General features: G+C 74.7%; 9 protein-coding genes. 7 read left to right on the top strand and 2 right to left on the bottom strand.

Annotation, left to right across the window (positions count from 1 at the left end; genetic code table 11):
• Nucleotides 1–77: 77 nt before the first annotated feature.
• Nucleotides 78–758, bottom strand: coding sequence for a bifunctional DNA primase/polymerase (locus ABZW10_RS25025; RefSeq protein WP_355369645.1), 681 nt, complete (start codon nucleotides 756–758; stop codon nucleotides 78–80).
• 577 nt (nucleotides 759–1,335) lie between these two features.
• Here ABZW10_RS25025 and ABZW10_RS25020 point away from each other — a divergent pair.
• The 7 genes from ABZW10_RS25020 to ftsH all read left to right on the top strand — a co-directional run bounded on the left by ABZW10_RS25020 (nucleotide 1,336) and on the right by ftsH (nucleotide 11,646).
• Entirely contained in the window at nucleotides 1,336–2,790 is a 1,455-nt protein-coding gene (locus ABZW10_RS25020) for a hypothetical protein (RefSeq protein ID WP_355369643.1), read from the top strand.
• Nucleotides 2,791–3,014: 224 nt separating this feature from the next.
• Nucleotides 3,015–4,394, top strand: a complete 1,380-nt coding sequence (locus ABZW10_RS25015; RefSeq protein ID WP_355369641.1) for an ammonium transporter — start codon at nucleotides 3,015–3,017, stop codon at nucleotides 4,392–4,394.
• Complete coding sequence (locus ABZW10_RS25010; RefSeq protein WP_355369639.1) at nucleotides 4,391–4,729, top strand: P-II family nitrogen regulator; 339 nt, start codon at nucleotides 4,391–4,393, stop codon at nucleotides 4,727–4,729. The genes ABZW10_RS25015 and ABZW10_RS25010 overlap by 4 nt, the downstream gene beginning before the upstream one ends.
• 12 nt (nucleotides 4,730–4,741) lie before the next feature.
• The gene (locus tag ABZW10_RS25005) at nucleotides 4,742–7,270 is read left to right on the top strand and encodes a [protein-PII] uridylyltransferase (protein WP_355369637.1); all 2,529 of its coding nucleotides are present in this window, start codon (nucleotides 4,742–4,744) and stop codon (nucleotides 7,268–7,270) included.
• Between the two features lie 156 nt (nucleotides 7,271–7,426).
• Nucleotides 7,427–8,992, top strand: a complete 1,566-nt coding sequence (gene ffh, locus ABZW10_RS25000) for a signal recognition particle protein (RefSeq protein WP_355369721.1) — start codon at nucleotides 7,427–7,429, stop codon at nucleotides 8,990–8,992.
• Between the two features lie 127 nt (nucleotides 8,993–9,119).
• Entirely contained in the window at nucleotides 9,120–9,659 is a 540-nt protein-coding gene (locus tag ABZW10_RS24995) for a GNAT family protein (RefSeq protein WP_355369635.1), read from the top strand.
• Between the two features lie 67 nt (nucleotides 9,660–9,726).
• Nucleotides 9,727–11,646 carry an ATP-dependent zinc metalloprotease FtsH gene (gene ftsH, locus ABZW10_RS24990; RefSeq protein ID WP_355369633.1) on the top strand — a complete coding sequence of 640 codons (1,920 nt, stop codon included), beginning with the start codon at nucleotides 9,727–9,729 and terminating at the stop codon, nucleotides 11,644–11,646.
• A 165-nt stretch (nucleotides 11,647–11,811) separates the two neighbouring features.
• Here ftsH and ABZW10_RS24985 read toward each other — a convergent pair whose 3' ends face one another.
• The gene (locus ABZW10_RS24985; protein WP_355369631.1) at nucleotides 11,812–12,648 is read right to left on the bottom strand and encodes an SAM-dependent methyltransferase; all 837 of its coding nucleotides are present in this window, start codon (nucleotides 12,646–12,648) and stop codon (nucleotides 11,812–11,814) included.
• Nucleotides 12,649–12,794 lie beyond the last annotated feature (146 nt).

Genomic DNA, 12,794 nt, shown 5'->3' with positions numbered 1-12,794 from the left:
CGGTGAAGGGTCCGCTCCCGCGAGGGGCGGGCCCTTCGGCGTTCTCCGGACGACCGGAGCGGCGGAGGGGCGGACGGTCAGGCGATCCAGGCGGGTTCGCGGGTGCGCTCGCGGCCACGGTGGCAGGCGTAGGCGAGGGTGCCGAGCAGCAGACGGGCCTCGGGCGGGCAGCCGGCGTTGTCGCGGGTGGGGCGGCGCAGCCAGCGGACCGGGCCGAGGCCGGCGAGCACGGTGGGCGGCGCGGCGACGAAGCTGCCCTCGCCGTGGCAGGTGAGGTCGAGCGCGGCGTCGTCCCAGCCCATCCGGTAGAGCAGGTCCGGCAGCCGGCGGGCGGTGCCGGGCGCGACCAGGAACTGCAGCCGTCCGGTGGGCGAGGCGAGCACCGGGCCGATCTGGGTGCCCATCCGTTCCAGCCGGACCAGTGCCTGCAGGCCGGCCGGCTCGGGGACGTCGAGGACGTCGAAGGCGCGGCCGGTCGGGAACAGCACCGAGACATCGGTGCCGGGGCGGACGGCCGGTCCGGCGCCGGGGACGGGGTGCAGGCCGGGGGCGGCGCAGCGCTGCCTGCCGCAGTGGCAGCGCTCCGGGCTGCCGGCCGGGCCCGCCGTGCGGACCGGCTCGCCGACGAGGACGGCCCAGCCCCACCGGCCGGTGTACTCCGCGGCCGCCTGCCGCGCGGTGGCGCGGGTGCGACGGCGCGCGCCCAGCGGCGCCAGCCGCAGGTGCCCCAGGCGAAGTTCGCCGAACAGCTTGTCCATGCCTCCCCCAACGGTTCTTGTTGCCTATGGTTACGGGACGGTGACTGTGTGTTGCTTTTCCTGTGCGTGGTGCGTGGTGCGGTGGCGGCGTGCGGCGCGCGGTGTGCGCCAGTTGCCCTGGTGCGCCTCGTGCGCCGCCTTGTGGTCGGCGGTGCCGATGCCGGATCGTCTGTGCGCGGGAGGGTCGTCGGTCGGTGCGGGTGCGAAATCCGCCTGTGGCGGCGGCGGTTCGCCTGAAAAGCCGGGTGCCGTCGGGGACTTGGCGGCCTGCATATGCCGGGCCGTCGGGACTTCCTAGTGAACCGTCTGCCGACACGGTTCGGTTCACTCCTGGGGGTGGCGAAAGGTGGCGTTTCGCCAGGGCCGCTCCCCGGGGCGGTGCGCGGGGCGTTACGTTCAGCACACGGACCTCGTCGGGGTGTCCGCTTCCGGCCATGGCGGGCCGGGAGTTGGGGAGCTGACGGTCCGTCCGCGGCGGAAGCGCCGCAGTCCGGTACGACACGTCTGGCAAGAGCCCGCAACCGTCGGGCGGTCACGATCGGGGCCCCGGGGGCCCGGGCGGGATGGGGACGGACCCATGGCAGAGAAGCAACCCAACGAGAAGCTGACCACGTGGTTCGCCCGCAGCGGCTGGTCCAAGGGAGAGTTGGCCCGTCAGGTCAACCGTCGGGCCCGGCAGATCGGGGCCCACCACGTCTCCACGGACACCTCGCGGGTGCGGCGATGGCTCGACGGCGAACAGCCGCGCGAGCCCATTCCGAAGATCATGTCCGAGCTGTTCTCCGAGCGGTTCGGCTCGGTGGTCTCCATCGAGGACCTCGGCCTGCGCGCCGCCGTGCCGGTCTCCACCGTCGGCGGCGGCGTCGACCTGCCGTGGAGCGCGCCGCAGACCGTCCAGCTGATCAGCGACTACTCGCGCAGCGACCTCATGCTCAACCGGCGCGGCTTCCTGGGCACCTCGCTCGCCCTGACCGCCGGTGCCGCGCTGATCGAGCCGATGCAGCGCTGGCTGGCGCCCGGCCCGACCGGCGCGCCCACCCCGATCCTGACCGCGGCCAACGGCGGAGAGCCGTTCACCGGCCGGCTCTCCGAGCCCGAGCTGGAACTGCTGGAGCAGACCACCGTCATGTTCCGGCAGTGGGATGCGCAGAACGGCGGCGGGCTGCGCCGCAAGGCCGTGGTCGGCCAGCTCCACGAGGTCACCGACCTGCTCCAGGAGACCTACCCGGAGCAGACCACCAAGCGGCTGTTCCGGCTCACCGCCGAGCTGGCCCACCTGGCCGGCTGGATGTCCTACGACGTCGGCATGCACCCCAGCGCGCAGAAGTACTACGTGCTGGCGCTGCACGCCGCCAAGGAGGCCGGCGACCGCCCGTTCGGCGCGCTGATCCTCACCGACATGAGCCGGCAGATGATCCACCTCAACCGCGGCGAGGACGCGCTGGAGCTGATCCACCTCGCCCAGTACGGCAGCCGGGACACCGCCACCCCGCGCCAGCAGTCCCTGCTGTACGCGATGGAGGCACGCGCGTACGCCACGATCGGCGAGGTGAACCGGTGCGCCCGGGCGATCCGGCTGGCCGAGGACACCTTCACCGACATCCGCGAGGGCGACGCCGACCCGGACTGGCTGAAGTTCTTCTCACCGGCCGAGCTGAACGCGGAGAACGCGCACTCCTTCCGCGACCTCGCCTACCACTCGGACAACTCCGAGCTGTACGCCTCGATGTCGGCGCCGGTGATGGAGCGCGCGGTCGACCTGTTCCGGCAGGACGGCGACCACGTCCGCTCCTACGCCTTCAACCTGGTCGGCATGGCCAGCGTGCACCTGCTGCAGAACGAGCCGGAGGAGGCGGCGGTCTTCGCCGAGCAGGCGGTGGACATCGCCACCAAGGTCCGCTCCGAGCGGCTCAACTCGCGGGTCCGCAAGACCACCGAGGCCGCCGCCTCCCGGTTCAAGGGCGTGGACGCGGTCAGCCGGCTCAAGGAGCGGGTGGTCCAGGACATCCCCGAGTACGTCTCGGTGGTCTGAGCCGCCACCGCGACACCCCCACCGACCGTGCCGGCCGCCGACGGCACGGTCGGTGTTGCGTTCACGTGGGTGTAACCCCGCGGTCGCCCCCGTCACGGTGGTGAAACACCCGGTCGCATCGGTTGAAACCGGCCTTCGGCACGCTCCTGGACAACGCCGACACCCCGGGCGCACGGAACAGCGACCCGGGCGCGGATCGGCCTTCCAGTCAGGAGGAGACGCCGATGCCGGACGCCTTCAGCGCGGGCGACACCGCCTTCGTACTCGTCAGTGCGGCCCTGGTCATGGTGATGACCCCGGGGCTGGCCTTCTTCTACGGGGGGATGGTCCGGGCCAAGAGCACGCTGAACATGCTGGCGATGAGCTTCCTGTCGCTGGGCATCGTCAGCGTGCTGTGGGTCCTCTACGGCTACTCGCTCGCCTTCGGACCCGACGCGGGCGCCGGCCTGATCGGCAACCTGGACTTCCTGGGGATGCACGGCGTCGGGCTCGCCGACCTCACCGGGACGATCCCGGTGACCGCCTTCTCCGCCTTCCAGCTGATGTTCGCGGTCATCACCCCGGCGCTGATCAGCGGGGCGGTCGCGGACCGCGCGAGATTCACGGCCTGGGGCCTGTTCGTGGCGCTCTGGGTGACCGTGGTCTACTTCCCGGTCGCCCACTGGGTGTTCTTCTTCGACGGCGGCCACGGCGGCTGGCTCGGCGACCGCAACGGCGTGATCGACTTCGCCGGCGGGACGGCCGTCCACATCAACGCCGGGGTCGCGGGCCTGGCGCTGTGCCTGGTGCTCGGCAGGCGGATCGGCTTCCGCAAGGACCCGATGCGCCCGCACTCGCTGCCGCTGGTGATGCTCGGCTCCGGGCTGCTCTGGTTCGGCTGGTTCGGCTTCAACGCCGGCTCGGCGCTGGCCGCCAACGGCGTCGCGGCGACGGCCCTGCTCAACACCCAGGTCGCCGCCGGCGCCGGGCTGGTCGGCTGGCTGGTCCACGAGCGGCTGCGGCACGGCGCGTGCACCACGCTGGGCGCCGCCTCCGGCGCGGTGGCCGGGCTGGTGGCCGTCACCCCGGCCTGCGGCTCGGTCTCCCCGCTCGGCGCGGTGGCGATCGGTCTGGTCGCCGGCGCTGTCTGCGCGGCCGCGATCGGCCTCAAGTACCGCTGGGGCTTCGACGACTCGCTCGACGTGGTCGGTGTGCACGCCGTCGGCGGGGCGATCGGCTCGCTGCTGGTCGGCCTGTTCGCCACCGGGACGGTCGGCCAGAGCGCCAAGGGGCTGTTCTACGGCGGCGGGTTCGGGCAGCTGGGCAAGCAGGCGATGGGCGTGGCGGTGGTCGCCGTCTACTCCTTCGTGCTCTCCTGGCTGCTGGCCAAGGCGGTCGACCGGGTGATCGGGTTCCGGGTCGCCGAGGAGGTCGAGCTGGCCGGCATCGACCAGGCCGAGCACGCCGAGTCCGCCTACGACTTCAGCGCGCTGGGCTCGGCCCTCGGCCGGACGGCCGCCCCGGCGGCGGCCCTGGTCGCCGCGGCCTCCGCACCCGCACCCGCACCCGCACCCGCGCCGGCGTCGGCGCACGGCACCGAGAAGACCGAGGTGGACGCCCGATGAAGCTCATCACCGCCGTCATCAAGCCCTACCGCCTGGACGAGGTGAAGGCCGCCCTGCAGGCCTTCGGCGTGCACGGCCTGACCGTCTCCGAGGCCAGCGGCTACGGCCGGCAGCGCGGCCACACCGAGGTCTACCGGGGCGCGGAGTACACCGTGGACCTGGTCCCCAAGGTCAGGGTCGAGGTGCTGGTCGAGGACGAGGACGCCGAGCCGCTGATCGAGGTCCTGGTCAACGCGGCCCGGACCGGCAAGATCGGCGACGGCAAGGTGTGGGCGATCCCGGTCGACACCGCCGTCCGGGTCCGCACCGGCGAGCGCGGCCCAGACGCCCTCTGAGGGCCCGACCGGATGGCCACCGCCCCCGACGCCCCCGGGCCCGGTTCCACCGGTTCCGACGGTCCTGCCGGGCCCGCCGCCGCGCGGGCCCGGCTGCTCGCGGCTCCCGGCCCCGGCGGCCGGGAGCGGCGCACCGCGCTGTCCGCGCTCACCGACGACTGGCTGGCCGCCCTGTTCGCCGGGGCCGGCGCGCCCGCCCGGACCGCCCTGGTCGCGGTCGGCGGCTACGGGCGCGGCGAACTCTCCCCGCGCAGCGACCTCGACGTCCTGCTGCTGCACGAGGGCCGGCTGGACCGCGCCCTGCCCGAGCGCCTCTGGTACCCGGTGTGGGACTCCGGCGTCCAGCTCGACCACGCGGTCCGCACCCCGGCCGAGGCCCGGGCGGTGGCCGCCGCCGACCTGAAGGCGCAGCTCGGCCTGCTGGACGCCCGGCACGTGGCCGGCGACCCGGCGCTCACCGCCGCGCTGCGCTCCGCCGTCCTCGCCGACTGGCGGGCGGCCGCTCCTCGGCGGCTGCCGGAGCTGCGCGAGCTGGGCCGGGAGCGGGCCGAGCGGCACGGCGAGCTGTCCTTCCTGCTGGAGCCCGATCTGAAGGAGGCCCGCGGCGGCCTGCGGGACGTCGTCGCGCTCCGCGCGATCGCCGCGAGCTGGCTGGCCGACACACCCCGGGAGGGGCTGGAGGCCGCCGCGCTCCGGCTGGCGGACGTCCGCGACGCCCTGCACCTGGTGGCCGGCCGGGCCACCGAGCGGCTCGCCCTGCAGGAGCAGGACCGGATCGCCGAGCGGCTGGGCGTGCCGGACGCGGACGCCCTGCTGCGCGGGGTCTACGAGGCGGCGCGGACCGTCGGGTACGCCTCCGACGTCGCCTGGCGGTCGGTGGAGCGGGTGCTCGCCGCCCGCTCGGGCCGGGGCCGCCGTCCGCAACGGCGCTTCCCGTTCACCGGCCCGGTCGGTGGTGCGTTCGGCGGGTCCGGACGGGGCGCGGTGGTCCGGGGCGCGGTGGAGCGCCAGCCGCTCGCCGAGGGCGTGGTCGAGCAGGACGGCGAGGCGGTGCTCGCCCGCGGTGCCCGCCCGGCCGCGGACCCGGTGCTGCCGCTGCGCGCCGCGGCCGCCGCCGCGCAGGCCGGCCTGCCCCTCTCCCACGCGACGGTGCGTCGGCTGGCGGCGGAGTGCCGTCCGCTGCCGGTGCCCTGGCCGGCCGAGGCGCGCGAGCAGTTGGTCACCCTGCTGGGGGCGGGGGAGGCCTGCCTGCCGGTCTGGGAGGCGCTGGAGGCGCGGGGGCTGGTCACCCGGCTGCTGCCGGACTGGGAGCGGGTGCGCTGCCGGCCGCAGCGCAACGCGGTGCACCGCTGGACGGTGGACCGGCACCTGGTGGAGACCGCGGTGCGGGCCGCCGCGATGACCCGCCGGGTCGCCCGGCCGGACCTGCTGCTGGTCGCCGCGCTGCTGCACGACCTCGGCAAGGGCGGCCCGGGCGACCACAGCGAGGCGGGCGAGGTGCTCGTCCGCGCCCTGGCCGCCCGGATGGGCTTCGACCCGGAGTCGGTGGAGACCCTGGCGGTGCTGGTCCGCCACCACCTGACCCTGGTGGACACCGCGACCCGGCGGGACCCGGACGATCCGGCGACCGTGGAGGCCGTCACCAAGGCGGTCGGCTCGGTGCCGCGGCTGGAGCTGCTGCGGGCGCTGACCGAGGCGGACGCGCTGGCCACCGGCCCGGCCGCGTGGAGCGCCTGGCGGGCCGCGCTGGTGGACGGTCTGACCGCCCGGGCCGCTGCCCGGCTGACCGGGGAGCACGGCGGGCGGCCCGGCCCCGTCGAGGCCGAGCCGACCGCCGAGCAGGAGCGGCTGGCGGTGGAGGCTGCCCGCACCGGCGGGCCGGCGCTGTCGCTGTCGGCCTCGCCGTTGCCGGCCGCGCCGATGCGGGCCGGGTCGCTCGCCGAGGCGTTGGCGGGCGTCGACGGCGACGGCACCGGGCCGATGGGCGTGCGGCTGCTGCTGGCCGTCCCGGACCGGCCGGGCCTGCTGGGCACCGTCGCCGGAGTGCTGGCCCTGCACCGGCTGGCGGTCCGCTCGGCGGGGCTGCGCGAGCTGGACCCGATCGGCGCCGGGCCGGTCCTGCTGCTCTCCTGGACGGTGACCGCGCAGTTCGGCGAGCTGCCCGAGGCGGCCAGGCTCCGGACGGACCTGCGCCGAGCGCTGGACGGCTCGCTGGACGTCGCCCGCCGGCTGGCCGAGCGGGACGCGGCGGCCCCGCGCCGGCGCGGCGTCCCCGTTCCGCCGCCGGTGGTCGCGGTGGCGCCGCCGGCGGCCTCGGCGAGCGCGACGGTGCTGGAGGTGCGCGCGCACGACGCCCCGGGGCTGCTGCACCGGATCGGCCGGGCGCTGGACGGAGCCGGGGTGCGGGTGCGGACCGCGCACGTCTCGACGCTCGGCGCGGAGGCCGTGGACGCCTTCTACCTGACCGATGCGGCGGGCCGTCCGCTCGATGCCCGGCGGGCCGGGGAGGTGGCGGCGGCGGTCCGGGCGGCGCTGGGCTGAGGCCCGGCGGAGGCCTGCCCCGGGACCAGGCCGAGGCCCCGGGGAGGCCCGGCGAAGGTTCGGTCGAACCCGGGTGGAGACCGTCCCCGGGGCGGCCGGATACCCTTGGGAGCGACGACCGTACTCAGACCGATGCCGCAGAGGACCCGCGACGACGTGTTCGACACCCTTTCCGATCGCCTCGCAGCGACGTTCAAGAACCTTCGGGGCAAGGGCCGCCTGAGCGAGGCGGACATCGACGCCACCGCCCGCGAGATCCGCATCGCGCTGCTGGAGGCGGACGTCGCGCTGCCGGTCGTCCGGGCCTTCATCAAGCAGGTCAAGGAGCGCGCGCTCGGCGTCGAGGTCTCCGGCGCGCTGAACCCGGCGCAGCAGATCATCAAGATCGTCAACGAGGAGCTCATCGCCATCCTCGGTGGCGAGACCCGCCGGGTGCGGTTCGCCAAGAACGGCCCGACGGTGATCATGCTCGCCGGTCTGCAGGGTGCGGGTAAGACCACCCTCGCCGGCAAGCTCGGCCACTGGCTGAAGACGCAGAAGCACACCCCGCTGCTGGTCGCCTGCGACCTCCAGCGCCCCAACGCCGTCAACCAGCTGCAGGTCGTCGCCGACCGCGCCGGTGTGGCGTTCTACGGCCCCCAGCCGGGCAACGGCGTCGGCGACCCGGTCCAGGTGGCCCGGGACTCGATCGAGTACGCCAAGCAGAAGCAGCACGACGTCGTCATCGTCGACACCGCCGGCCGCCTCGGCATCGACGCCGAGCTGATGCAGCAGGCCGCCGACATCCGGGCCGCCGTCAACCCGGACGAGGTCCTGTTCGTCGTCGACGCGATGATCGGCCAGGACGCGGTCACCACCGCGCAGGCCTTCCTCGAGGGCGTCGACTTCACCGGTGTGGTGCTCTCCAAGCTCGACGGCGACGCCCGCGGCGGTGCCGCGCTCTCGGTCGCGCACGTCACCGGCCGGCAGATCATGTTCGCCTCCAACGGCGAGAAGGTCGACGACTTCGACGCCTTCCACCCGGACCGGATGGCCTCGCGCATCCTGGGCATGGGTGACGTCCTCTCGCTGATCGAGAAGGCCGAGCAGACCTTCTCGCAGGCCGAGGCCGAGAAGATCGCCGCCAAGCTGCGCGGCGGTCCGAAGCAGTTCACGCTGGACGACTTCCTGTCCCAGCTGGAGCAGGTCCAGAAGATGGGCTCGATCTCCAAGCTGCTGGGCATGCTGCCGGGGATGGGCCAGATCCGCGAGCAGATCAACAACATCGACGACAAGGACGTCAACCGCGTCGGCGCGATCATCAAGTCGATGACCCCGACCGAGCGTGCCGAGCCGGAGCTGATCAACGGCTCCCGCCGGGCCCGCATCGCCAAGGGCTCGGGCGTCCAGGTCGGCGAGGTGAAGAACCTGGTCGAGCGGTTCTTCGAGGCCCGCAAGATGATGTCGGCGATGGCCTCCGGCAAGGGCGTCCCCGGTATGCCGGGCATCCCGGGCATGGGCGGCGGCGGCAAGAAGTCCGCCAAGAAGGCCCCGGTCGCCAAGGGCAAGCGCAAGAGCGGCAACCCGCTGAAGCGGGCGCAGGAGGAGGCCGCGGCCGCCGAGCGCCGCGCGCTCGGTGCCGGCGGCGGCCAGGCGCCCGCCGAGGGCGGCGCGTTCGGCCTCGGCGCGGGCAAGGGTCCGGCCGACTTCGAGCTGCCGAAGGAGTTCAAGGACCTGCTGTAGGTCCTCCCTCCTCGGATCTCCCCGGGGCCCACGGGCTCCTGGGACGTGCGATGAACGGCCCGCCGACCGGTTACGACCGGACGGCGGGCCGTTCGCATGCCCGATGGTCATCCGAGATGATGGTCCGATGCGAGTGACGATCAGGGCCCCGCGGGCCGGGGACGAGGTGGCGTACGCCGAGGCGGTCCGACGGTCCGCCGAGCACATCGGCCGGTGGAACCCGGTGGAGCCGGACGCCCTGCCGGACCTGATGGAGCGCCAGGGGCCGGGCCTGCGGACCTTCCTGGTGGTCGACGGGGAGACGGACGGGCTGGTCGGCAAGGTCAACGTGGCCAACATCGTGATGGGCCGGTTCTGCAACGGCGCGCTCGGCTACGACTCGTTCCTGCCGTTCGCCGGCACCGGGCGGATGACCGAGGGCCTGCGGCTGGTGCTGGACCGCTGCTTCGCCGCGCAGTCGGAGGGCGGGCTCGGCCTGCACCGGCTGGAGATCAACGTCCAGCCGGACAACGACCGCTCGATCGCGCTGGCCAAGCGGCTGGGCTTCCGGCACGAGGGGTTCACCCCGCGGATGCTGTTCCTCCAGGGGGCGTGGCGGGACCACGAGCGGTTCGCGCTGACCGCCGAGGAGTGGCCGGGGTCGGCCGGTGCGGAGGGGCAGGGCTGACCGGGCGCGGCGCGGGGCGCGGCGTTGCGGTTGGAGGAGCCGAGCGGATGTCCGTATTGTCCGATGAGTGACTGATCCCGTGCCACCGCGCCAGACCCCCGACCAGCCGTGGCGATCCGAGGGTGCCCCACCCCCGCCGCCCCCGCGGCGCAAGATGCCCGGCGGCTGGCTGGGCCTCGTCCTCACCGCCCTCGTGGTGTTCCTGATCAGCGACGTGCTGCTGTCCTTCTTCGGCCCCGGCGGCGCCACCACGATCTCCTACACCGAGTTCAACAACCAGCTGAACAAGGGCAACATCACCAAGATCTACTCCAAGGGCGACGCGATCGAGGGCACCCTCAAGAACGCCGAGCCGAAGCCGGACGGCGACAAGGGGACCTACACCGACTTCCGCACCCAGCGGCCGGTCTTCGCCGGGGACAACCTCTGGACCACCCTCCAGCAGCAGGGCGTCGAGGTCACCGCCGAGCCGGTCGTCCAGCAGCGCAGCTTCCTCGCCAACCTGCTCATCTCACTGGCCCCGATGCTGCTGCTGATCCTGATCTGGGTACTGCTCGCCCGGCGGATGGCCGGCGGGCTCGGCGCCGGGGCACTCGGCCGCAAGGCCCCGCCCAAGCCGGTCACCGCCGAGTCCGGCCGGCGCACCACCTTCGCCGACGTGGCCGGCATCGACGAGGTCGAGGCCGAGCTCACCGAGGTGGTCGACTTCCTGAAGAACCCGCAGCACTACCGCCGGCTCGGCGCCAAGATGCCTCGCGGCGTGCTGCTCAGCGGCCCGCCCGGCACCGGCAAGACCCTGCTGGCCCGGGCCGTCGCCGGCGAGGCGGACGTGCCGTTCTTCTCCGCCTCCGCCTCCGAGTTCATCGAGATGATCGTCGGCGTCGGCGCCAGCCGGGTGCGCGAACTGTTCGCCGAGGCCCGCAAGGTCGCCCCGGCGATCATCTTCATCGACGAGATCGACACCATCGGCCGCCAGCGCGGCAGCGGCGGCGGCATGGGCGGCCACGACGAGCGCGAGCAGACGCTCAACCAGATCCTCACCGAGATGGACGGCTTCACCGGCTCCGAGGGCGTCATCGTCATCGCCGCCACCAACCGGGCCGACGTGCTCGACCCGGCGCTGCTGCGCCCCGGCCGGTTCGACCGGCGGATCACCGTCAGCCCGCCGGACCGCGACGGCCGCGCGGCCATCCTGCGCATCCACTCCCGGGACGTCCCGCTGGCCGGCGACGCCGATCTGACCCGGCTCGCCAAGGTCACCCCCGGGATGACCGGCGCCGAACTGGCCAACCTGGTCAACGAGGCCGCCCTGCTCGCGGTCAAGCGCCGCCAGGACGCGGTCAACGACCGGGACCTCTCCGACGCGCTGGAGAAGGTCCAGCTCGGCGCCGTCCGGCCGCTGGTGATGCCGCAGGCCGAACGGGAGCGGACCGCGTACCACGAGAGCGGCCACGCCCTGCTCGGCATGCTCCAGCCGGGTGCCGACCCGGTCCGCAAGATCACCATCGTGCCGCGCGGCCGTGCCCTCGGCGTCACCCTCTCCACCCCGGAGGCCGACCGGTACTCCTACACCGAGCCCTACCTGCGCGGCCGGATCATCGGCGCGCTCGGCGGGATGGCCGCCGAGCAGGTGGTCTACGGGGTCATCACCACCGGCGCGGAGAGCGACCTGGAGCAGGTCACCAACATCGCCCGCGGCATGGCCGGGCGGTGGGGCATGAGCGAGCGGGTCGGCCGGCTCACCGCCGTCCCGTCCGACCCGCAGGGCGCGTACGGGCTCTCCGCGGCACCGACCACGCTGGACGCGGTGGACGAGGAGGCCCGGCGGATCGTCGCGGAGTGCTACGAGGAGGCGGTGCGGCTGCTGACCGAGCAGCGGCCCCGGCTGGACGCGCTGGCGGCGGCGCTGCTGGAGGCGGAGACGCTGGACGAGGAGGAGGCCTACCGGGCGGCGGGGGTGCCCCGGAAGGCGCTCGACCAGGCCTGAGGGCCGGCGGGCTCGCGGTGGGGGCTCGCGGTACGGGGTGGGGGTCCGCGACGACGGGCCCCGACGACGGTCGGCGACGAGGGTCTGCGACGAGGGGCGCGTGCCGTGGTGGCGCGCGCCCCTCCGGCGTTCCGTGCTGCGGCCCGAACCGTCGTCCCCCGGGGCTCAGCGGGGCCGTTCGGCGATCAGGTAGCGGAAGACGTTCGTCATCCGCACGGTGCCGTCCGGCCGCAGGTACGGCTGCAGCGCCTCCTCCAGCTCCTTGGCGACCAGCGCCGGCCCGGAGAACTCCGCCGCCGCGTCGTAGAGCCCGGTGGAGAGCAGCCCGCGCAGCGCGCTCTCCGGATCCGCGTAGGCGAACGGGCAGCCGACCCGGCCGCCGCCGGCCGGGCGCAGACCGGTCCCGGCGAGCAGGTCCTCCAGCGCGCCGGGCGGGCTCAGCTCGAACGGGTCGGGCGCGCCGCTGCGCCGGGCCATCCGCCGGGCCACGTCCAGTACGGCCGCGCTCTCGCAGCGCTCCCGAGGCCCCCAGGCGGCCAGCACCACGTGCCCGCCGGGCAGGACCAGCCGGGCCGCCCCGGCCACCGTCCGGCGTGGTTCGGTGCCCGGCGGGGGCTGCTCGAAAACGGTCACCAGCGAATAGGCCGAGCGGGCGACGTCCGCCTCCGTTCGGCCGTCCGTCCCGGGCCGGCCGTCCGCCGCCGTCCGGCCGTCCGGGTCGACCCGCAGGCGGCGCTTCCGGGCCAGCCCGCGCAGCTCGTCGTCGGCCTCCAGCCCGGCCACCTGCGCGCCCCGGCCGGCGGCCAGCAGCAGGGCGAGGCCGGAGCGGCAGCCCAGGCCCAGCAGGCTCGTCGCCGGACCGACCTCCAGGCGGTCGTGGACGGCCTCGTAGAGCGGAACCAGCATCCGCTCCTGGATCTCCGCCCAGTCCCGGGCCCGGGCGGCGGGCCGCCCTGCGCCGGGGGGTGCTGCGGTCGTGCCGGTCACCCGCGCTGAAGCCATCGCGGCCTCCCATCCGGTCCTTCGGTGTGCTGCTCCGACCCCCCTCGACGTCCCGCCCCCACTCCAGCGAACAGCGGCTCGGGCACGGCGTCCAGAGGGGTGCGGGGTGGTGCGCGCGGGTCGGGGGCGTGCGCCCCGGGCGTCCC

Source organism: Kitasatospora sp. NPDC004723 (assembly GCF_040609255.1).
Classification (GTDB): Bacteria; Actinomycetota; Actinomycetes; order Streptomycetales; family Streptomycetaceae; genus Kitasatospora.
This window is presented reverse-complemented; position numbering and strand designations above follow the sequence as displayed.

Excerpts from the sequence above, each read along its gene's own strand:
- ABZW10_RS25025 (WP_355369645.1), bottom strand. The coding sequence starts at position 758 with ATGGACAAGCTGTTCGGCGAACTTCGCCTGGGGCACCTGCGGCTGGCG.
- ABZW10_RS25020 (WP_355369643.1), top strand. The coding sequence starts at position 1,336 with ATGGCAGAGAAGCAACCCAACGAGAAGCTGACCACGTGGTTCGCCCGC.
- ABZW10_RS25015 (WP_355369641.1), top strand. The coding sequence starts at position 3,015 with ATGCCGGACGCCTTCAGCGCGGGCGACACCGCCTTCGTACTCGTCAGT.
- ABZW10_RS25010 (WP_355369639.1), top strand. The coding sequence starts at position 4,391 with ATGAAGCTCATCACCGCCGTCATCAAGCCCTACCGCCTGGACGAGGTG.
- ABZW10_RS25005 (WP_355369637.1), top strand. The coding sequence starts at position 4,742 with ATGGCCACCGCCCCCGACGCCCCCGGGCCCGGTTCCACCGGTTCCGAC.
- ABZW10_RS24995 (WP_355369635.1), top strand. The coding sequence starts at position 9,120 with ATGCGAGTGACGATCAGGGCCCCGCGGGCCGGGGACGAGGTGGCGTAC.
- ABZW10_RS24985 (WP_355369631.1), bottom strand. The coding sequence starts at position 12,648 with ATGGCTTCAGCGCGGGTGACCGGCACGACCGCAGCACCCCCCGGCGCA.